We start from the raw sequence: 20,444 nt of genomic DNA, 5'->3' as shown, positions 1-20,444 counted from the left end.
ATGCGTCATTACGAAATCGTTTTTATGGTCCATCCTGACCAGAGCGAACAGGTTCCGGGTATGATCGAGCGTTACTCTGCTGCCATCACTGGTGCAGAAGGTACGATCCACCGTCTGGAAGACTGGGGCCGCCGTCAGCTGGCTTACCCGATCAACAAACTGCACAAAGCACACTACGTTCTGATGAACGTTGAAGCGCCGCAGGAAGTGATCGATGAGCTGGAAACTACCTTCCGCTTCAACGATGCCGTTATCCGCAGCATGGTTATGCGTACCAAAAACGCAGTTACCGAAGCATCTCCGATGGTTAAAGCGAAAGACGAGCGCCGTGAGCGTCGCGATGATTTCGCAAACGAAACCGCAGATGATTCTGATGCTGGGGATTCTGAAGAGTAATTTCTGATGACCAACCGTCTGGCGTTGTCCGGCATCGTATGCAGGGCTCCCCTTCGAAAGGTCAGTCCATCAGGAATTCCGCATTGCCAGTTCGTGCTTGAGCATCGTTCTGTGCAAGAGGAAGCCGGGTTTCACCGGCAGGCGTGGTGCCAAATGCCCGTTATTATTAGCGGACACGAAAACCAGGCCATTACTCACAGTTTAACGGTCGGTAGCGCAGTAATCGTTCAGGGGTTCATCTCTTGCCACAAGGCAAAGAACGGCCTGAGCAAAATGGTTCTGCATGCCGAGCAGATTGATTTGATAGATTCTGGAGACTAGCCATATGGCACGTTATTTCCGTCGTCGCAAGTTCTGCCGTTTCACCGCGGAAGGCGTTCAAGAGATCGACTATAAAGATATCGCAACGCTGAAAAACTACATCACCGAAAGCGGTAAGATTGTCCCAAGCCGTATCACCGGTACTCGTGCAAAATACCAGCGTCAGCTGGCTCGCGCTATCAAACGCGCTCGCTACCTGTCCCTGCTGCCGTACACTGATCGTCATCAGTAATCGGGCACGGTCCATTAATACGACTTTAAGAGGATAAGGTAATGCAAGTTATTCTGCTTGATAAAGTAGCAAACCTGGGCAGCCTGGGTGATCAGGTTAACGTTAAAGCGGGTTACGCACGTAACTTCCTGGTTCCACAGGGTAAAGCTGTTCCAGCTACCAAGAAAAACGTAGAGTTTTTCGAAGCACGTCGCGCTGAACTGGAAGCCAAACTGGCTGACGTTCTGGCGGCTGCTAACGCTCGCGCTGAAGCAATCAACGCACTGGGCACCGTTACCATCGCGTCTAAATCAGGCGACGAAGGTAAACTGTTCGGTTCCATCGGTACCCGCGATATCGCTGATGCAGTAACTGCTGCAGGCGTTAAAGTGGCTAAGAGCGAAGTTCGTCTGCCGAACGGCGTTCTGCGTACCACTGGTGAGCACGAAGTTGACTTCCAGGTTCACAGCGAAGTGTTCGCTAAACTGGTTGTTAACGTTGTAGCTGAGTAATTTTTTACTCTGCTCACGTTGAAACGCCGGCCTTGTGCCGGCGTTTTGCTTTTTATAGATCCAGGTCTTAACGCGCCCTGATGAAACTGCCGTCTGGCTGGCGGGTAAACAGTACCTGTTGCCCATTTCCCGTATCAATCGTTAACCCTGTCACCACCCCGCTGGCATTCTGGCGAATCTGTACCATCTGTCCATTCTGCAGATTACTGAGCGGTTTACCCGCACCTTCCACCTTCGCCATAGCATACACGTCGGTTGGCGGCAGGTTGTGGTCGCGGAACAGCTGTGCCAGCGTTTTGCCCGGCTCTACGCGATAGGAACGCCACTGTTGCTCAATGCCGGTAGGCTGTTGCGTCTGAGGCTGAGACGGGGCGGCGGCTTGATCCTGCGGCTGTTCATCCTGAATGGGTTCTGGCTCAACCGGCGCGACCTGACCCGGATCGTTAGACGGGGTCACAAGCTGCGTTTGCATCGGCTGTGCGTCAGGCTGCGGCCGCGTCTGCGATTGAATGTCCAGTTGGGCATTGCGGGTGACGGGGGCGGTATCGACATCATCGCCCCCGGAAGGAAGCAGGAAGCCCACGATCACCATCAGCGCGCCAATGATGATCCCTCTGCGATGCAGAGGAGGCAGCGGGTCCATGATGCGAAAATTGTCCGGCGCCTGCCAGATTTTCGCCAGGGTAGGTTTCAGTTCAAATCGCCCGGGCATGGCACTCCTCCTGCTCCGCGTATTTTTTATCCTGTGCCCCGAAGTATAGTTTGCTAACTGCCTGAACGGCGTAGTAAACCCGACATCCGTGACATCAGTTCGGGATTAATCCTGGTTATCTCTATTGTTTCTGTTTCGTCGCGGTTTGTCACCTTAACTTCAGACAAAGTTTTACCCATAAGGGCATGGCTGATATGCTGCCCGCTACTTTAAATGTGATGGAAGGAAAACCCATGACCACCCCGACTTTTGACACTATCGAAGCGCAGGCAAGTTACGGTATCGGCTTGCAGGTAGGACAGCAACTGAGCGAATCCGGCCTGGAAGGTCTGTTACCAGAAGCGCTGGTGGCGGGTATCGCTGACGCGCTGGAAGGCAAACAGCCTGCCGTTCCGGTAGACGTTGTGCACCGTGCGCTGCGTGAAATCCACGAACGTGCTGACGCCGTGCGTCGCGCGCGCTTCGAAGAGATGGCGGCCGAAGGTGTGAAATATCTGGAAGAGAACCGTGAGCGTGAAGGCGTGAACAGCACCGAATCCGGTCTGCAGTTCCGCGTGATCAATCAGGGCGACGGCGCAATCCCGGCGCGTACCGATCACGTTCGCGTGCATTACACAGGTAAACTGATCGACGGTACCGTGTTCGACAGCTCCGTGGCGCGCGGCGAACCGGCTGAGTTCCCGGTCAACGGCGTGATCGCTGGCTGGATTGAAGCTCTGACCCTGATGCCAGTGGGTTCCAAATGGGAACTGACTATCCCGCATAACCTGGCCTACGGCGAGCGCGGCGCTGGCGCGTCCATTCCGCCATTCAGCACCCTGGTCTTTGAAGTCGAGCTGCTGGAAATTCTGTAATCGAATTTTCTTATTTCCTCTCCCCGGTTGGGGAGAGGAAAATAGTGCAAACACCTATAGTTATGGCGCTATCAACATTTTATCTTGCAAACGAAACTGTTGCGTGTATTTTTGTGAGCTGTTTCGCGCTGTATGAGTGATATGACACTCACTTTCAACATATTATTAACATAATATCTAAATCATAGTATTCATCCCGCCGATTCTTACCTAATATCGATAAACCCTTACAAAGGGACCGTCATTTTTTTGACGTTTTTAAAGGCCAGAAGAGCCTTAACAACACAGACAGGCATAAACAGGAAAATTACATGGTAGATCAGGTCAAAGTCGCCGCTACAGAAGAGGCGACGTCTGAACAGTCGCTACGGCGCAATCTCACAAACCGTCATATTCAGCTCATTGCGATTGGGGGTGCCATCGGTACCGGGCTGTTTATGGGGTCAGGCAAAACCATCAGTCTCGCCGGGCCGTCGATCATCTTCGTTTATATGATCATCGGTTTTATGCTCTTCTTCGTGATGCGTGCAATGGGTGAACTGCTGCTCTCGAACCTCGAATACAAATCCTTTAGCGACTTCGCGTCTGACCTGCTCGGGCCGTGGGCGGGCTATTTCACCGGCTGGACCTACTGGTTCTGCTGGGTCGTCACCGGTATGGCGGACGTCGTGGCGATTACCGCCTACGCGCAGTTCTGGTTCCCGGGGCTGTCGGACTGGGTCGCCTCGCTGGCGGTCATTGTTCTGCTGCTGAGCCTGAACCTCGCCACCGTTAAAATGTTCGGTGAGATGGAGTTCTGGTTCGCGATGATCAAAATCGTGGCGATTGTCGGGCTTATCGTCGTGGGTCTGGTGATGGTGCTCACCCACTTCCAGTCGCCAACGGGCGTTCAGGCGTCGTTTACCCATCTGTGGAATGACGGCGGCTGGTTCCCGAAAGGCATTAGCGGCTTCTTTGCCGGCTTCCAGATCGCGGTATTTGCGTTCGTGGGAATTGAGCTGGTGGGCACGACGGCAGCGGAGACCAAAGATCCCGAGAAGTCTCTCCCGCGCGCCATTAACTCAATTCCGCTGCGTATCATCATGTTCTACGTCTTCGCGCTGATCATTATTATGTCCGTGACGCCGTGGAGCTCCGTGGTACCAACCAAGAGCCCGTTCGTTGAGCTGTTCGTGCTGGTAGGCTTGCCTGCTGCCGCGAGCCTGATTAACTTCGTGGTGCTGACCTCTGCGGCGTCTTCCGCGAACAGCGGCGTGTTCTCCACCAGCCGTATGCTGTTTGGCCTGGCACAGGAAGGCGTGGCGCCGAGCGCGTTCGCCAAGCTGTCGAAGCGCGCGGTACCGGCAAAAGGGTTGACCTTCTCCTGCATGTGCCTGCTGGGCGGCGTGGTAATGCTCTACGTAAACCCAAGCGTGATTGGCGCGTTCACCATGATCACCACGGTCTCGGCGATCCTGTTTATGTTCGTCTGGACCATCATCCTCTGTTCATACCTGGTGTACCGCAAGCAGCGCCCGCACCTGCATGAGAAATCGATCTACAAGATGCCGCTGGGCAAGCTGATGTGCTGGGTGTGCATGGCGTTCTTCGTCTTCGTGCTGGTTCTGCTGACGCTGGAAGATGATACCCGTCAGGCGCTGATCGTCACGCCGCTGTGGTTTATCGCGCTGGGGCTGGGCTGGGTGTTTATCGGTAAGAAACGTATGGCAGGCGTAAGGTAAAAGCAAAACGGCAACTTCGGTTGCCGTTTTTAGTTTTTGCCCCTTCTCCCCGTGGGAGAGGGGCGGGGTGAGGTCATCAGGCCGCAGCGGCCTTTTTTATTCCCCAGCTAATGCCCGCGGGAACAGAACGTTGTTCTCAAGACTGATGTGTTCCATCAGGTCGTCAATCAACTCGTTAATGCCGTTGTACATCGCTTTCCACGTTGTGCACGCTTCTGGCGGCGGCGTGACGTTGTGGGTGGTGTGTTTGATTACTTCCAGCAGTTCACCCGCATCATCGTGCTCGCTTTCCATTACGCTGATAGGCCCCATCGCCTGGCTTCCCATTCCCTGTTTAATCATCGGGAAGAGGATCTGCTCTTCTTTCATCATGTGGCTGGAAAGCTCTTCGTGCAGCAGGGTCAGGTATTTCGCCAGACCTCGCGGTACGGACGGTTTGTCGGCATGGACGCGCTCAACTTTGGTTGCCTGCAGGATCAGTTCCGGCAGCTGCTCACGGTGACGGTCATGGTAACGCACGAGGATATGGTCGATGATTTCAGCGAGTGGGGCGGCTCGCCAGTCTTTGTCGACGGGCTGCTCGGCCAGCAGCGCCAGCTCTGCTTCAATCACCTCCACGTCCAGCTCCTTGCGTGAGGCCGCACGCGCCAGGGTTTGCTTACCGCCGCAGCAGTAATCCATATCGTATTTACGAAACAGCGCAGAAGCGCGAGGAATGGAGAGCGCCAGCTCGCCCAGTGGTTGGTCGCGAAAGGCCATAGCAGTTACCTCGTCATCAATAATATAAAGTGCATATTAAATGCATCTTTAAGCCAGCGCTATAACCCTTTAGAGGGAAGGGAAAAAGTGAGATGCAGATCACAAAAAATACCCCGTTTAACTCTCTGAATGGGCTCAAGAAAGTGGTTTAGAAACTTTTTAAAGGTGTAGAAACAGTAAACAACCCGCCGCGCCTGCCGATATATCCACGTCAGACAAACCTGCATATAACAAAGGCAACGCATGTTTAAACGTATAAAAGTCATTACCCTTCTGATTTCGGTGCTGCTTGTGCTCGGCATCATGCAAGTGATTTCCGCGGGTATCTTTATCAACGCGCTGAATAACGATAAAGACAATTTCACCGTGTCGCAGCTCTCCAGCAAGAACGTGGCGGAGTTTACCGATGCGTGGATCAGCCTGAACCAGGCGCGCGTGACGCTGAACCGCGGGATGCTGCGTCTGCAAAGCAGCATGGCCTCTCAGATTAACGGTGGGCAGCTCAATGAGCTGGTCAACACGGCGAAAAATCTGCTCGCCGATGCGCAGGTCCATTACGATAAATACTATGCCCTGCCAAATACGCCGGGCCTGGACGAGAACCTGGCCAAGCGTCTGGAAGAGCAGTACCGCATTTACACCTCAACGCTGACGCAAATGAACGTCCTGCTGAGCCAGGGCAATCTGGAAGACATGTTCAAGCAGAACGCGGAGCAAAAGCAGACTGCGATGCAGGCGGTTTACCGTGAATGGCGCGAAGCGCAGGCAACGCTTACCGATAAAGGCATCCAGGACAATGAAAGCGACTACAAGCGCATCCTGTGGATCCTCTCTGCGGTTATGCTGCTGGTGATTGTGGTGATTATCTCCAGCTGGGTAGCCATGCGCCGCGTGCTGCTGCTGCCTCTGGAAGAGGTGATTAACCATATTCGCGCCATTGCGGCAGGGGATTTAACCCAGCCGATTCAGGCTGAAGGTAAGAACGAAATGGCTATCCTGGCGCGCAACGTTCAGGAGATGCAGACCTCGCTGGCGAACACCGTGGGCGTGGTGCGTGAAGGCGCAGATACGATTTACACCGGTGCAGGCGAAATCTCTGCGGGCAGTAACGACCTCTCTTCCCGTACCGAGCAGCAGGCCGCGTCTCTGGAAGAGACGGCAGCCAGCATGGAACAGCTGACGGCAACCGTGAAGCAGAACGCCGATAACGCGCGTCAGGCGTCCCGTCTGGCGCTGGACGCCTCCTCAACGGCGAAGAAGGGCGGTAACGTGGTGGAAGGCGTGGTGCGTACAATGGACGAAATCGCCACCAGCTCCAGTAAAATCGCGCAAATTACTAACGTGATCGACGGAATTGCCTTCCAGACTAACATTCTGGCGCTGAACGCGGCGGTGGAAGCGGCGCGCGCGGGCGAGCAGGGCCGTGGTTTTGCGGTGGTGGCAGGGGAAGTACGCACTCTCGCCCAGCGCAGCGCCCAGGCGGCGAAAGAGATCAAAGCGCTGATCGATGATTCCGGCGAGCGCGTGAACGCGGGCTCCCAGCTGGTTAACGAAGCCGGGGAGACGATGGCGGAGATCGTCAATGCGGTCACCCGCGTCACCGACATCATGGGCGAAATTGCCTCGGCCTCTGACGAGCAGAGCCGCGGTATCGATCAGGTGGGTCAGGCGGTAGCCGAGATGGACCGCGTGACCCAGCAGAACGCCTCGCTGGTAGAGGAGTCTGCGGCCGCGGCGGCGGCGCTGGAAGATCAGGCTGCACGCCTGAACGAAGCGGTGGCGGTGTTCAAAATCACCCGCAACCAGGCGGTCAAAGCGGCGCCGGTGAAAACCTATGTGCCCAAAGCGCAGCCCGTAGCGGCGGCGTCTGAAGGGAACTGGGAAACGTTTTAAGGACTTGCCCGGTGGCGGTTACGCCTTACCGGGCCTACGATTTTGTAGGCTCTGCAAGCGCAGCGACGCTGGGCAATGCTTACACCTCCGACGCCGGAACGACCCTCGGTTTTTCCGGCTTCGCTCTTACCGCCATCACCACTCCCACCACCAGCAGCGCGATCCCGCAGGCCGTAAACAGCGGCGGCACGCTCTGACGCATCAGGAAGGTATAAAGCAGTCCGGCCAGGGTTTCGAAGACAATCAGCGGCCCTAAAATCACCGTTGGCAGCTTCTGGCTGGCAATGTTCCAGCACAGCGCGCCCACCCATGAGCACAGCACCGCAATCGCAATCATCAGGCCGATAAACACCCAGGGTCTTGGCCCGAAGGGCTGGGCGAAGTCTGGCAGTTGATGGCCTAACCAGATGCACGCCCCGGCATAGCCCACCAGCGAGACGGGCAGCGTGACCAGCGCCTGCGCCGTCGCCCACATCATCGGATGCTTGTCCGGGTTCTCCCGCAGCCAGCGCGCGTTGCGCAGGGCATACCATGCCCAGCACGCCACGGAAATGAACGCCAGCACAATGCCAGAGCCGTAACGCCACAGGTCAACATCCGCCTGCCCGTGACGCAGCTCGGCAATATTGACGCATATCAGCCCCAGGGCAGTGCAGACCAGCGCCGGTGCCATTTTTGACCACGCCAGTTTGCCATCGCGGTGGCTGTAGAGCAGGTTAGCAAAGACGGGGATGACGACCGGCAGCGTGCCGATAATCATGGTCGATACCGGCGCACCGGTACGCTGAATGGCGCTCGCGAGGCAAACATAATAGATAAGATTGCCCATCATGGTCAGCGCCAGCGCGGTGCCCCAGTCCTGACGGCTGAGCTGACGCAAGCGCGCGCGTCCCAGCCACGCCAGGGGCAGGGCAATCAGCCCCAGCGCCAGATAACGTCCGGTCGACTGCAATATCGCCGGGTACTCCGGCACGATCAGCGGGCCGACAAAAATCAGCCCCCACATCATCCCGGCCAGCAGGGCATACAACACTCCACTAATCATTTTTCCATCCACAGGTATTTACTCTGTTCTCAGTGTAGGAGGGGCAAATGCGCGCGTATTGTATGAGGTTGCGCATTAGCGCCGGGTGACCTGCTTCTGGTAGCGCACGGGGGTAATGCCGTAGCGGTGGGTAAACGCGCGGGTCAGATGCGACTGATCGGTCAGTCCGGTTGCGGTGGCGACCTCTGCGGCGGGCATGCCGTGGGTGAGAAACGCTTTGGCGCGCCAGAGGCGAATGGCCATCAGCATCTGGTGCGGCGTAACGTGAAAATGGGCTTTGAACTGGCGCTGGAAATGGTACGGGCTGAGCGATACGACGCTGGCCAGTTCGTCCAGCGTCAGGGCGCGCATATAGTTGTCGTGCAGATACTCGCGCACGCGTTCGAAGCGGTGCGCGCCCTCCTGAATCACAGGCGCGTGATGGGCCAGCGGCCGGAAGGTCTCAATCAGATCCAGCAGTAATCCTTTTTGCGCAAGCGGATCGTCCGTGTGCCACAGGCCGTAAATGAGCCTGCCGATTTGCTGCGAGCGCAGCGGGTCATGACGCGTGACATCGCTAAACCACCAGTGCCGCAGGCCGGTCACCTCTTCCAGCAGATCGGGTTCGATATAGACCATCCGGTAGCGCCAGCCGCCTTCGGTGGCGGATTCACCGGTATGGATCTCGTCCGGGTTCATGGTGACGACGGATTTTTCCGCCGCGAGATGCTGAGTACCGCGATAGCGAAAGCGTTCGGCGCCGGTTTCAATCGTGCCGATCCCGAAGGCTTCATGGGTGTGAGGCTCAAAGGCGTAATCAGAAATATGCGCGTGATAAAGCTCCAGCCCCGGCAGCTGCGCCAGATGGCGAAAGCGCGCGCTGTCTCTTTCATCATTAAACTGTTCCGGTACGCCTTGCACGTTGAGCCTCCTCGTGGTCATCTTTTCATTATCAGAGATGACCGGCGTTTATGCACTAAACATCTTTGCCCGGACGGTCTTACGGTAATCCCCCGGTGAAACCGTGGTTTTATGCTTAAACTGGCGATTAAAGTGCGCAATATCCTGATATCCAACCGCATTCGCGATCTCCTGAATGGAAAGGTTGGTGGATTGCAGCATTGTCATGGCGGATTCAATTCTGGTGGTTAATAAATACTGCAGAGGAGACATGTCGGTGGCATTTTTAAAGCGGCGATTAAAGTTGCGCAAACTCATGCCGGTCATATCTGCGAGACTTTGCATGGATATATCCGAAGCGCAGTTGGCTTTTATCCAGATTTGAATTTGAATAATATCCTCATCCGGATGGGGTTTGTTTTCTTCACTGTAACATTGACGTTCAAACTGGCTACGAATTTCATGGAAAAATGTCCGTTGAGTATGTGTGGCTACACGTTTCCCGTATATTGTTTCTATAAAATGGATCGTCAGATCTGACAGGGCCTTAACGCTTGCGGCGCAGAAAATATTATCGGCCTGAGTGAGAAAATGCTTTGTCTGTAATTTTACGCTGGGGTAGTCACGCGAGAATTGTTTGAAGTAGTGCCAGTGGGTGGTGGCGGGCTTTCCGTTGAGCAGTCCCGACTCCGCCAGAAAACAGCAGCCCGTTCCGACGGCGGCGATGCGGGTTCCTCGCGCGGCCTGCTCGGTCAGCCATTCCAGAAGTTCAGACTGTTGTCTCACCACTGCGCGAGGATTGCGCCACAGGGCAGGAAGATAGATAACGTCATAGTGTCTGTCTTCGGCAAGGGTGGTATCGGCGGTAATGCTAAAGCCGCTGTGCGTCAGGATGGGCTCGCTGTTTATGCCAATGGTATTCACCTTCAGAATATTCTCCGGGCGACAGAGCCTGAAGGGTGACTTCTCCGGTTTGTGCGTGCCTGCGTGGGATGTTGTTTTTTGCTCAGCTAAATAGCTACTGGCTGCCGCTTTCCACATTTCAATCGGAAGACTGAGACCGGAACTTAGCATGCGTTCACATAACACAAATCCTATTTGTGTATTTGTCATTTTTGATTAATACCTGTTTTGACTATTATTTTTGGTAGCTCATCGTTGCCGTGGCCAAAAAAGTCAGCGTTTTGGCTGGATTTTCATATTAGCTTTTGTCGGTGATTTGTAAACTAATATCTGAAATTATCGCACTTGCTTAATAAAATAAATGCACGACCACGAGAGGATGAATTATGGTGAAATTACCCGTAATAACGGCTTTTGGTGGCTATGGTCCAGCTGGTCGTAGTTCTTCACATCATGCATTTCGTCGCATAATCATTGAGTCATTATCGGAAAAGGAAAGGCAGGAAATATTATTATCGTTAGCCATTCTGATGGGTATGCTTAAATATGATGAAGGTGGGTATTGCGATATTTCTGGTAAAAGATTCACACCTGCTCAGGCCGCCGCGAGGATAAAAGACGAGGTGCTTGAGGGAACCCTTATCAGAAAAATTACGCGCGACTATTTTGATGTCGATGCTATTGCCAGCCATGCAAAACTGAATATGGCTTCAGGCGAAGAGGGATTCAGTTTTAATATATCTGCCAGGCAATTACCTCAACCCTTACCGGCGGGATGGCACGTTGAAGAATTAGCGGATCGGCGTGTCCGTATTACCGTTCAGGGAGAGATGGACTGCAAAATTGAGGCGTTGCTGCGCACGGAGGTTCAGGCTGCAGGGCTGTTGCCGCAGGGATTCCGTCCGGGCGACCATTACAATTCGCAGTTCCATCCGCGGGCGTTACAGATGGCGATTGTCGGGGCGTCAGACGCCATCAATGCCCTGGGGATCCCGTGGCGAGAGATACAGGCCAAAATCAGGCCGGATCAGCTCGGCGTCTATTCGGGCAATATCATGGGGCAGCTCGACGATTATGGCTTTGGCGGAATGCTGCAGTCGCGCCTGAAAGGCCATCGCGTCAGCGCCAAACAGTGCCCGCTGGGCCTGAACAGCATGTGCGCCGATTTCCTCAATGCCTATGTGCTGGGTAGCGTCGGTCATACCAGCGCCACGCTGGGGGCGTGCGCCACGTTTCTGTATAACCTGAATGCGGCAGTCGAAGATATCAAAGCGGGGCGCATTCGCGTAGCCGTCGTTGGCAGCGCCGAAGCGCCGGTTACCTCAGAAGTGATTGAAGGCTTCGATGCCATGGGCGCCCTGGCAACGGAGAGCAAGCTTAAGCACATTGATGAAACGGAAACGGCCGACTGGCGCAACAGCAGCCGCCCGTTTGGCAACAGCTGCGGTTTTGTTATCGCAGAATCCAGCCAGTATGTCGTGTTAATGGACGACGAGCTGGCGCTGCAGCTTGGCGCAGAGATCCACGGTTCGGTGGGGAATGTCTTCATCAACGCTGACGGCTTTAAACGTTCTATTGCGTCGCCGGGGCCGGGGAACTACATCACCATGGCGAAAGCCGTAGCCTCTGCGGTATCGATGGCCGGGATGGAGACGGTGCAGAAGGGATCGTTTATTCAGGCGCACGGATCAAGCACGCCGAAGAATTGCGTCTCCGAGGCGGATATTTTTGACCGCGTTGCGCAAGCCTTTTCGATTCGCGACTGGCCGGTGACGGCGGTGAAATCGTATCTCGGCCACTCTCTGGGCCCCGCCAGCGGCGACCAGCTGATCGGCTGCCTCGGCGTCTTCCGCTATGGTATTTTGCCGGGAATTAAAAGCGTGTCCCGCATCGCGCCGCAGGTGAACAACGTGCGCTTAACCATTCCTCTTCAGGACTGCAAATTAGAGGAAGACCAGAGACAAATCGCCTTTATTAATTCAAAAGGCTTTGGCGGTAATAATGCCACGGGGGTGGTTTACTCGCCAAAGCTTACCCATCAATGGTTGCGCAAACGCTATGGGGACGCTGTGTTTGCGGAATATCAGCAGAGTAACCGCCAGGTGCGACGTCAGGCTAACGCGTACGACGAGGCGGCGTCACAGGGGGAACTGAATGTCATTTATCTGTTCGGACAGCAGGGGATAAATGAGGAAGATATTAAGATTGATATGAATGGCATCACCATTCCCGGATTTGAAAAGCCGATAACGTACGCGACGGATAAACAATACCCGGACTTTTAATCGTTATCTCTGTTTTTATTATTAATAAAATAAGGTGCCTGTATTTTCTCAGGCACCTTATTTTTGCGCAGCATAGCGTGCCGGGTAAGATGAATGACCCGGCCGCAGGAAAAAACGCTCAGGCCGTTATAGAATAGCTTTAATGCTCTGCGCCAGCGGCGTCGTTGCGCGCCCGATCAGTTTGCTCAGCGTATGGCTATCGTCAAAAAGTCCCCCTTTGGACGCACCCACATCGGAGTCCGCCAGCATATCTGCCAGCCCGGCAGGCAGGCCGACGCTTTTCAGCGCGGCGGCAAAATCCGCTTCACTGAGATTCTGATAGGCTACCGGCTTCCCGCTCTGTTTGCTGAGTTCTGCCGCCAGTTCGCTCAGCGTCCAGCCGTGGTCGCCCGCCAGTTCATAGACCTTGCCCGCGTGGCCCTCTTCTGCGATCACTTTCGCTGCCGCCGCGGCATAGTCTGCACGGGTGGCAGAGGCAATTTTGCCTTCGCCTGCCGCACCAATAAAGACGCCGTGTTCCAGCGCAGGCGGCGCGCTCGCCAGGTAGTTTTCGGTATACCAGCCGTTGCGCAGCAGGGCATAAGGAATGCCGGATGCCGCCAGCGCTTTTTCAGTGGCAACGTGTTCAACGTGCAGGCCCAGTGGGGAGTTGTCCGCATGCAGTAGGCTGGTGTAGGCGATAAATTTCACACCAGCCGTTTTGGCGGCGTTAATGACGTTCTGGTGCTGGGTCGCGCGCTGGCCGACTTCGCTGGAAGAGATCAGCAGCAGCTTATCCACGCCGCTCAGCGCGGCGGTGAATGCGGCTTCATCCGTGTAGTCCGCCTGACGAACCACAATTCCCTGCTGGCTTAAGGCCTGCGCTTTCGCCGGGTTACGTACGATGGCCACAATCTGGCTGGCCGGTACGGTTTTCAGCAGCTGTTCGATAACGAGATGGCCAAGCTGGCCGGTAGCGCCGGTAATCGCGATCATGATGAATCTCTTTCGTGTTTGTCTGGTGTTGTGGCACACTAGCACCATAGCTAACTTTTAGTAAGTACGTACAAAAAGGTAAGTATGAAAACAACGATACCGACGCTCAGCGAACTCGTGCGCGATGGCAATCTTTTCGCGGAACAGTGCCCTTCACGCGAAGTGCTCAAACACGTCACCAGCCGCTGGGGTGTCCTGATTCTGCTGGCCCTGCGCCAGGGTACGCATCGCTTTAGCGATCTGCGCCGTAAAATGGGCGGAGTGAGCGAAAAGATGCTGTCCCAGTCACTCCAGGCGCTGGAGCTGGACGGGTTTGTCGATCGCGTGTCGTATCCGGTGGTGCCGCCGCACGTAGAGTATAGTCTGACGCCGATGGGGATTGAGGTGAGCGAGAAGGTCGCCGCGCTGGCGGACTGGATTGAGGTGAATACGCCGAAGGTGATGGCGAATCGGGACGATCGTGCGGCTTAAACGCCGGATATATGCGGCCTGATGCCCTCACCCTGACCCTCTCCCACAGGGAGAGGGAACAAACACGAAAAACGGCAACGCATGTTGCCGTTTTGGTTTTACTTACTCAAATCCACCTGATAAATCGCGAACCCAATATCATCCGTTGCGACCTTCTTCATCGGATACTGGGCTTTATCCTTGATAAACGCGGCTGCCTTATCGGATGGCGACGTTTCGAAGCGGATATCCAGTTTCGTATCGCTGTGGATCGGCGCGAGACGCCAGTTGTTGTCCACTGCCGGATGAATTTCGCCCGCCTTCTTCGACTCCGCGCTGATCCACGCCGCCAGCACCGAGCGGTTCTCGTCCGGCGAGGCAAAGGCGATGTGGCTATCCCCCGTACCGGCAAACTTACCGCCGTAGGCGCGGTAGTTATTGGTCACGACCAGGAAGGTGGCATTCGGGTCAATCGCCTTGCCGTTGAAGGTCAGGTTTTTGATGCGCTCCGCCTGCGGGTTGATCGCCTGACACTCGCCGTCATATTTTGCCGGCTGGGTGACGTCAATCTGGTAGTTCACGCCGTCGATCACGTCGAAGTTATAGGTACGGAAGCCGTCCCAGTTAATCAGCGACTGCGGCTTACTGCTGTGCGGGTCAATCTGGTTAAACTGTCCGGCAGAGCACTCCAGCCACTCTTTCACCTCCTGGCCCGTCGCTTTTACCACCACCAGCGTGTTCGGGTAGAGGTAGAGATCGGCGGCGTTACGGAAGGTCAGCTGGCCCTTTTCGACTTCAACATAGCTTGCCGGGTCGTTCTTACGTCCGCCCACCTTGAATGGCGCAGCGGCTGACAGAACCGGCAGTTTTGCCAGATCCGGATCGCCCTGCACAAAGTGTTCGGCATAGGCTTTCTGCGCCATGTTGACGACCTGAACGGTCGGGTCATCCTGCACCAGCGCCAGGAAGCTGTACATGTTGTCGGCGGATTTGCCGATCGGCTTGCTGACGAATTCGCGCGTGGCGTCGTGATCGTGCTTTAGCACGTCGACCAGTTTTTTATCTTCCGCCGCCAGAGATTTTTTAGCCGTAGCGTCGTAAATCGGGCGCGCTTCGGCTTTTGACTGCGTCACCTTCCAGCTGCCGCCGTCGTTATTCAGCACCAGATCCACCACGCCAAGATGGTCGCCCCACATGCCCGGCATCACCGACGGCACGCCGTTGAGCGTCCCTTTCTCAATGTCCGCCCCTTTGATGCTGGCGAAATCTTTGCCCGGGAAGACCGCGTGGGCGTGGCCGAACAGGATCGCGTCTACGCCTGGAACTTCACTCAGATAGTAAACGGAGTTTTCTGCCATGGCCTGATACGGATCGGCGGAGAGACCCGAGTGGGCGACAACGACTACCAGATCGGCGCCTTTTTCGCGCATTTCCGGCACGTATTTCCGCGCGGTTTCGGTGATGTCGTTAACGGTCACTTTGCCGTCGAGGTTAGCTTTATCCCACGTCATGATCTGCGGCGGCACAAAGCCGATATAGCCGATTTTCAGCGTCTGTTTTTTACCGTCCTGGTCGATGACGTTGGTCTCTTTAATCAGATAAGGGGTAAAGAGCGGCTTTTGGGTCTTAACGTCGATGATATTGGCGTTAACGTACGGGAATTTCGCACCAGCGAGCGCATCGTGCAGGTATGTCAGACCGTAGTTGAATTCGTGGTTACCGAGGTTGCCGACGGTATAGTCCAGGGTGTTCATCGCTTTATAAACAGGATGGATCTCGCCTTTTTTCAGCCCCCTGGTCGCCATGTAATCCCCGAGCGGACTGCCCTGAATCAGATCGCCATTGTCGACCAGCACGCTGTTTTTCACTTCGCCACGCGCCGCATCGATCAGGCTTGCCGTGCGTACCAGGCCGAATTTTTCCGTCGGGGTATCTTTGTAGTAATCGAAGTCCATCATGTTGCTGTGCAGATCGGTCGTTTCCAGAATACGCAGATCTACCGTCGCCGCCTGCGCGCTCGCTGCAATCAGCGTCGCCAGAAGCGTTGCACTAAACTTAATCATCAGAGGAGTCCTTTTTTCGATGCAGAGCACAAAAGAGTATGTATCTATAGCTTGTTGCTTACAGAAATGTGAATCCTGACAGAAAAAAGTAACCTGAAACCGGAATTGCTTCACAGATAGCGGAATTGTTCACATTACGATATAACTAAAACAAAGAGTTAACCTCACTGCGTTAACAAAGAGGTGGAAAATGCTAGATAAAATTTGTCAGCTCGCACGGGATGCGGGAGATGCCATCATGCAGGTATATGACGGCAGTAAACCTATGGAGGTGGTCAGCAAAGCCGACGACTCTCCGGTCACGGCGGCGGATATCGCGGCGCATAAGGTGATCCTGAAAGGGTTACAGGCCTTAACGCCGGACATCCCCGTTCTGTCAGAAGAAGCGCCGCAAAGCTGGGACGAGCGCCAGCACTGGCAGCGCTACTGGCTGGTCGATCCGCTGGACGGGACAAAAGAGTTCATCAAGCGCAACGGTGAATTCACCGTCAATATCGCCCTGATTGAGAAGGGCAAAGCGGTGCTGGGCGTGGTCTACGCGCCGGTAATGAAGGTGATGTACAGCGCTGCAGAAGGGAAGGCGTGGAAGGAAGAGTGCGGCGTGCGCAAGCAGATCCAGGTGCGCGATGCGCGTCCACCGCTGGTGGTGATTAGCCGCTCGCACAGCGACAGCGAACTGCAGGAGTACCTGCAGCAGCTGGGTGAACACCAAACCACCTCGATTGGCTCATCGCTGAAATTCTGCCTGGTGGCGGAAGGCCATGCGCAGCTCTACCCTCGCTTTGGGCCAACCAACGTCTGGGATACCGCGGCAGGTCATGCCGTTGCCGCGGCCGCCGGGGCGCATGTTCATGACTGGCAGGGCAAGCCGCTTGACTATACCCCGCGTGAATCCTTCCTCAACCCCGGCTTCCGCGTCTCTATCTACTGAGCCAGCAGCTTATGCAGCAGGTCGACAACCTGCTGCACCTCTTCCTGGGTTAACGCGCCGTCTTTCGCCCACTGTACGCGGCCCTCTTTATCCAGCACGATAATCGCGGAGCTCTCTTCCTCCAGCTGCCAGGCCTTACGGGTTACGCCGTTGCTGTCGACGATAAACTGCGACCACGGGTAGAGCTTTTTATTGCTCTCAAGACTGGAGCGCACAAACATTCCGGAGCCCGGAATGGCGTCGTCGGTGTTAACAATGGTGGTCGTCTGGTAGCGGTCGTGAGGGAATTTTGCGGCCTTGATCGCTTCCACCAGGTTGGCATTTTTCTCTTTTGCGGATGTACGACCGGCAATATGTTGTACAACTCTCACTTTGCCCGCGAGCTGCGCGCTATTCCAGGGTTTGTAGCTAAACTTATCATTGTCGAGAATCAATTCTCCCCGGTCAGCAATGCCGACTGGCGGTACACGTTGTCCTTTTTCAATGTTGTGAGCGGAAGCCCACAGGGGCAGCAGCAGACAGGCTGCTGCAAGGATATTACGTAGGGTCATGGCGTTTCCTTATTGTTTGCAGGTGATCCGACCACTTGGTCTTGCGCTTTTAATCATAAGTGCGATCAATGTGGTTTTCCCGCAATCCGGATGCCAGTTTGCGGGCGAACGCACATATCCATGAAAAAACGACGGCTTATACTGCGCCCGGTCACGCTTTGCAAAGATTATTCTGAATAATTGTAATCAAACGGTAAATAAACTTATGCACACTGGGTAACACCGTAGTTCTGGTCTATAGTCATTGGGCATTAAAATTTGCGCTCAGGACAGTCGGGCCGATTGTGGCACCGCAAGAGCGTATGATTCGCAGGAGATACAAGAATGAAAATTTTCCAACGCTACAACCCGCTTCAGGTGGCGAAGTACGTGAAGATCCTGTTCCGTGGACGGTTGTATATCAAGGATGTTGGCGCTTTTGAGTTTGATAAGGGCAAGATCCTTGTCCCAAAAGTGAAGGACAAACAGCACCTGTCTGTGATGTCCGAAGTCAACCGTCAGGTTATGCGTCTGCAGACTGAGATGGCTTAACCAACGTGCTATGCAGTAGTTAAAAAAACGGCTCCCAATGGGAGCCGTTGATGTTTGTGGGGCCCGAATTTTACGCCGAAACCTTCTCTTCCGCGTCCGGCAGCTTTGGCACCAGTACGGTCGGTTTGTTGTCGATGCGCGTCACCAGCAGCTGGTCGATGCGGTAGTTATCAATATCCACTACTTCAAACTTGTAGCCGGAGAACTTCACCGAGTCGGTACGTTTCGGGATCTTACGCAGCATAAACATCATAAAGCCGCCAATGGTCTCGTAGTTGCCGGACTGCGGGAACTCGTCGATATCCAGCACGCGCATTACGTCTTCAATCGGCGTGCCGCCATCAATCAGCCATGAATTATCGTCACGCTGAACAATTTGCTCTTCCAGCCCCTGGCCAACCAGGTCGCCCATCAGCGTGGTCATCACGTCGTTCAGGGTGATAATACCCACCACCAGCGCGTATTCGTTCATGATAACCGCGAAGTCTTCCCCGGCGGTTTTGAAACTTTCCAGCGCTTCTGAGAGCGTCAGGGTGTCCGGCACAATCAGGGTGTTGCGGATCTGCACGCCGCTGTTGAGTGCCAGGCTCTGGTTTGCCAGCACGCGGTTCAGCAGGTCTTTGGAGTCGACGTAACCGATGATGTGGTCAATATCTTCATTACAGACCAGGAACTTAGAGTGCGGATGCTGCGCCACTTTGTTCTTCAGGCTCTGCTCATCTTCATGTAAATCGAACCAGATAATGCTTTCACGGCCCGTCATGGAAGACGGTACGGTACGGGATTCCAGTTCGAACACGTTCTCAATCAGCTCGTGCTCCTGCTTGCGCAGCACCCCGGCCAGCGCGCCGGCTTCCACTACGGCATAGATGTCGTCAGAGGTGATGTCGTCTTTACGCACCATAGGCAGCTTAAAGATGCGGAAAATCACGTTCGCCAGGCCGTTGAAGAACCACACCAGCGGACGAAACACGTACAGACAGAAGCGCATCGGGTTGATGATACGCAAAGCCACAGCTTCTGGCGCAATCATACCGATGCGTTTCGGGGTCAGGTCTGCAAAGAGGATGAACAGGCCGGTTACCAGCGAGAAGGAGAGGATAAAGCTGAGCTGTTCGGCCAGTTCAACGGACATGTACTTAACAAACAGACTATAAAACGCCGGGGAAAACGCCGCATCACCCACGATACCGCCGAGAATGGCGACCGCGTTGAGGCCAATCTGCACCACGGTGAAGAACATCCCGGGGTTTTCCTGCATTTTCAGGATGCGGGTGGCATTGATGTTGCCTTCATCGGCAAGCAGCTTCAGTTTGATTTTACGGGACGCGGCCAGCGAGATCTCAGATATCGAGAAAAACGCGCTGACGGCAATCAGACAAAGTATTACTAAAATACTGTTTAACATAGTTTATCCGGCTTATCGCCAGATCCTCAGAAGGGGAGTTGATACCATTTGTGTGAAAACACATTGAAAATCAGCTCGTAGCGTTGAGCCGATTATTTCAGCGGGTAGTATAGCGTAAAGAGATGTAAATCTGCCAGAGGTCACAATTTGGCGAAGATGGCTGGCGGGGGCGGCTGGTGGATGGATGTTAAGCTATGAGACAACGCTGTCGCTTCTTTGAGCGCCACGCGGCTCGCGTGGCGCTGGGTAGGTATCAGGCCAGCTGTGGCGGCAGGCAGACGCCGATGCCCCCGATACCGCAGTAGCCGTACGGGTTTTTATGCAGATACTGCTGGTGATCGTCCTCGGCATAGTAGAACGGTTTCGCGGTGGTGATTTCGGTCGTCACCTCGCGCGTATCGCCCGCTTTACGCATGGCCTGCTGGAAACGCTCAAGGCTGGCGCGCGCGGCGGCATCCTGTTCGGGCGTGAGCGGATAAATAGCCGAACGGTACTGTGTGCCGTGGTCGTTGCCCTGACGCATGCCCTGCGCCGGGTCGTGGTTCTCCCAGAAGACCTGCAGCAGCTGTTCGTAGCTGATTACCGCAGGGTCATAGACCACGCGCACCGCTTCCGCATGCCCGGTTTCACCGGAGCAGACTTCGCGATAGGTAGGGTTCGGCGTGTAGCCGCCCGTATAGCCAGCCGCCGTGCTGTAAACGCCGGGTAGCTGCCAGAAGAGGCGCTCAACGCCCCAGAAGCAGCCCATGGCGAACAGGGCGATTTCCATTCCCTCCGGCACGTTGGTCATGGAATGGTTATTGACGGCGTGTAAGGTCGCCACAGGCATAGGGGTGTTGCGTCCCGGTAATGCATCAGCTTGTGAAACCAGATGCTTTTTGTCGAATAAACTCACGATGGGGCCTCCCGGGGTGCGATGTTTCAGTTAAGGTTGTCACGAAGCGTTTAATTGAACACAATAAATGCGCTGAATCAGTCTAGATTTAATCATAAGAAATATTTGGGTGTTACACCCATTTTCAACCCGCGATTCGGGTTTTTGGC

The 20,444-nt window shown here is 54.9% G+C and carries 21 protein-coding genes; 11 read left to right on the top strand and 10 right to left on the bottom strand.

Going from position 1 to position 20,444, the window contains the following annotated elements:
* The 4 genes from rpsF to rplI are packed head-to-tail and all read left to right on the top strand — an operon-like array spanning window position 1 to window position 1,440.
* Window positions 1–396, top strand: coding sequence for a 30S ribosomal protein S6 (rpsF, locus tag AC1VYI_RS22235; RefSeq protein ID WP_014068637.1), 396 nt, complete (start codon window positions 1–3; stop codon window positions 394–396).
* Window positions 397–402: 6 nt separating this feature from the next.
* A complete protein-coding gene (priB, locus tag AC1VYI_RS22230; protein WP_008502895.1) occupies window positions 403–717 on the top strand; it encodes a primosomal replication protein N in 315 nt (104 codons plus the stop codon).
* Between the two features lie 4 nt (window positions 718–721).
* Window positions 722–949: a 30S ribosomal protein S18 gene (gene rpsR / locus AC1VYI_RS22225; protein ID WP_000135199.1), complete on the top strand. Its 228-nt coding sequence runs from the start codon at window positions 722–724 to the stop codon at window positions 947–949.
* A 41-nt stretch (window positions 950–990) separates the two neighbouring features.
* The gene (rplI, locus tag AC1VYI_RS22220; protein WP_024907318.1) at window positions 991–1,440 is read left to right on the top strand and encodes a 50S ribosomal protein L9; all 450 of its coding nucleotides are present in this window, start codon (window positions 991–993) and stop codon (window positions 1,438–1,440) included.
* A 67-nt stretch (window positions 1,441–1,507) separates the two neighbouring features.
* On the opposite strand, the gene AC1VYI_RS22215 is transcribed toward rplI, so the two are convergent.
* Entirely contained in the window at window positions 1,508–2,152 is a 645-nt protein-coding gene (locus AC1VYI_RS22215; RefSeq protein ID WP_063409286.1) for an OapA family protein, read from the bottom strand.
* A gap of 233 nt (window positions 2,153–2,385) precedes the next feature.
* On the opposite strand from AC1VYI_RS22215, the gene bamJ reads away from it, so the two are divergent.
* Both bamJ and cycA read left to right on the top strand, forming a co-directional pair.
* Window positions 2,386–3,006, top strand: a complete 621-nt coding sequence (gene bamJ, locus AC1VYI_RS22210) for a BamJ family beta-barrel-assembly machinery protein (protein ID WP_008502892.1) — start codon at window positions 2,386–2,388, stop codon at window positions 3,004–3,006.
* A 311-nt stretch (window positions 3,007–3,317) separates the two neighbouring features.
* The gene (gene cycA, locus AC1VYI_RS22205) at window positions 3,318–4,727 is read left to right on the top strand and encodes a D-serine/D-alanine/glycine transporter (protein WP_023310150.1); all 1,410 of its coding nucleotides are present in this window, start codon (window positions 3,318–3,320) and stop codon (window positions 4,725–4,727) included.
* Between the two features lie 96 nt (window positions 4,728–4,823).
* Here the strand turns inward: cycA and ytfE are convergent, their stop codons facing one another.
* Window positions 4,824–5,486: an iron-sulfur cluster repair protein YtfE gene (ytfE, locus tag AC1VYI_RS22200; RefSeq protein WP_134866867.1), complete on the bottom strand. Its 663-nt coding sequence runs from the start codon at window positions 5,484–5,486 to the stop codon at window positions 4,824–4,826.
* 243 nt (window positions 5,487–5,729) lie between these two features.
* Here ytfE and AC1VYI_RS22195 point away from each other — a divergent pair, with 243 nt between their 5' ends.
* A complete protein-coding gene (locus tag AC1VYI_RS22195; RefSeq protein WP_134866866.1) occupies window positions 5,730–7,379 on the top strand; it encodes a methyl-accepting chemotaxis protein in 1,650 nt (549 codons plus the stop codon).
* 79 nt (window positions 7,380–7,458) lie between these two features.
* On the opposite strand, the gene AC1VYI_RS22190 is transcribed toward AC1VYI_RS22195, so the two are convergent.
* From AC1VYI_RS22190 to AC1VYI_RS22180, 3 genes are all read right to left on the bottom strand, one after another.
* Entirely contained in the window at window positions 7,459–8,424 is a 966-nt protein-coding gene (locus tag AC1VYI_RS22190) for a DMT family transporter (protein WP_134866865.1), read from the bottom strand.
* Window positions 8,425–8,499: 75 nt separating this feature from the next.
* On the bottom strand, window positions 8,500–9,324 hold the full coding sequence (locus AC1VYI_RS22185; protein WP_134866864.1) for an AraC family transcriptional regulator: 825 nt from the start codon (window positions 9,322–9,324) through the stop codon (window positions 8,500–8,502).
* Between the two features lie 48 nt (window positions 9,325–9,372).
* Window positions 9,373–10,416 carry a GlxA family transcriptional regulator gene (locus AC1VYI_RS22180; RefSeq protein WP_482882873.1) on the bottom strand — a complete coding sequence of 348 codons (1,044 nt, stop codon included), beginning with the start codon at window positions 10,414–10,416 and terminating at the stop codon, window positions 9,373–9,375.
* Between the two features lie 413 nt (window positions 10,417–10,829).
* Here AC1VYI_RS22180 and AC1VYI_RS22175 point away from each other — a divergent pair, with 413 nt between their 5' ends.
* Window positions 10,830–12,491 carry a beta-ketoacyl synthase gene (locus AC1VYI_RS22175; protein WP_226483404.1) on the top strand — a complete coding sequence of 554 codons (1,662 nt, stop codon included), beginning with the start codon at window positions 10,830–10,832 and terminating at the stop codon, window positions 12,489–12,491.
* 126 nt (window positions 12,492–12,617) lie between these two features.
* Here the strand turns inward: AC1VYI_RS22175 and AC1VYI_RS22170 are convergent, their stop codons facing one another.
* Window positions 12,618–13,466: an SDR family oxidoreductase gene (locus tag AC1VYI_RS22170; RefSeq protein WP_047743012.1), complete on the bottom strand. Its 849-nt coding sequence runs from the start codon at window positions 13,464–13,466 to the stop codon at window positions 12,618–12,620.
* An 84-nt stretch (window positions 13,467–13,550) separates the two neighbouring features.
* Here AC1VYI_RS22170 and AC1VYI_RS22165 point away from each other — a divergent pair, with 84 nt between their 5' ends.
* Window positions 13,551–13,937, top strand: a complete 387-nt coding sequence (locus AC1VYI_RS22165) for a winged helix-turn-helix transcriptional regulator (RefSeq protein ID WP_023310158.1) — start codon at window positions 13,551–13,553, stop codon at window positions 13,935–13,937.
* A gap of 98 nt (window positions 13,938–14,035) precedes the next feature.
* Here the strand turns inward: AC1VYI_RS22165 and AC1VYI_RS22160 are convergent, their stop codons facing one another.
* The gene (locus tag AC1VYI_RS22160; RefSeq protein ID WP_047743011.1) at window positions 14,036–15,979 is read right to left on the bottom strand and encodes a bifunctional 2',3'-cyclic-nucleotide 2'-phosphodiesterase/3'-nucleotidase; all 1,944 of its coding nucleotides are present in this window, start codon (window positions 15,977–15,979) and stop codon (window positions 14,036–14,038) included.
* A 190-nt stretch (window positions 15,980–16,169) separates the two neighbouring features.
* Between AC1VYI_RS22160 and cysQ the strand changes: the two genes are divergently transcribed.
* Complete coding sequence (gene cysQ / locus AC1VYI_RS22155) at window positions 16,170–16,910, top strand: 3'(2'),5'-bisphosphate nucleotidase CysQ (protein WP_023310160.1); 741 nt, start codon at window positions 16,170–16,172, stop codon at window positions 16,908–16,910.
* On the opposite strand, the gene AC1VYI_RS22150 is transcribed toward cysQ, so the two are convergent.
* Window positions 16,904–17,461 carry a YtfJ family protein gene (locus tag AC1VYI_RS22150; RefSeq protein ID WP_023310161.1) on the bottom strand — a complete coding sequence of 186 codons (558 nt, stop codon included), beginning with the start codon at window positions 17,459–17,461 and terminating at the stop codon, window positions 16,904–16,906. The two genes, cysQ and AC1VYI_RS22150, sit on opposite strands and share 7 nt — an antisense overlap.
* A 324-nt stretch (window positions 17,462–17,785) precedes the next feature.
* Here AC1VYI_RS22150 and AC1VYI_RS22145 point away from each other — a divergent pair, with 324 nt between their 5' ends.
* Window positions 17,786–17,992, top strand: coding sequence for a DUF1107 domain-containing protein (locus AC1VYI_RS22145; RefSeq protein WP_008501430.1), 207 nt, complete (start codon window positions 17,786–17,788; stop codon window positions 17,990–17,992).
* Between the two features lie 70 nt (window positions 17,993–18,062).
* Here the strand turns inward: AC1VYI_RS22145 and paeA are convergent, their stop codons facing one another.
* Window positions 18,063–19,400: a polyamine export protein PaeA gene (gene paeA, locus AC1VYI_RS22140; RefSeq protein ID WP_023310162.1), complete on the bottom strand. Its 1,338-nt coding sequence runs from the start codon at window positions 19,398–19,400 to the stop codon at window positions 18,063–18,065.
* A gap of 253 nt (window positions 19,401–19,653) precedes the next feature.
* Window positions 19,654–20,295, bottom strand: a complete 642-nt coding sequence (gene msrA, locus AC1VYI_RS22135) for a peptide-methionine (S)-S-oxide reductase MsrA (protein ID WP_134866862.1) — start codon at window positions 20,293–20,295, stop codon at window positions 19,654–19,656.
* Window positions 20,296–20,444: the final 149 nt, after the last annotated feature.

The organism is Enterobacter sp. QK-SA4 (assembly GCF_056856775.1).
The sequence above is the reverse complement of the archived record's forward strand: the minus strand, read 5'-3'. Positions and strand labels throughout refer to the sequence as shown.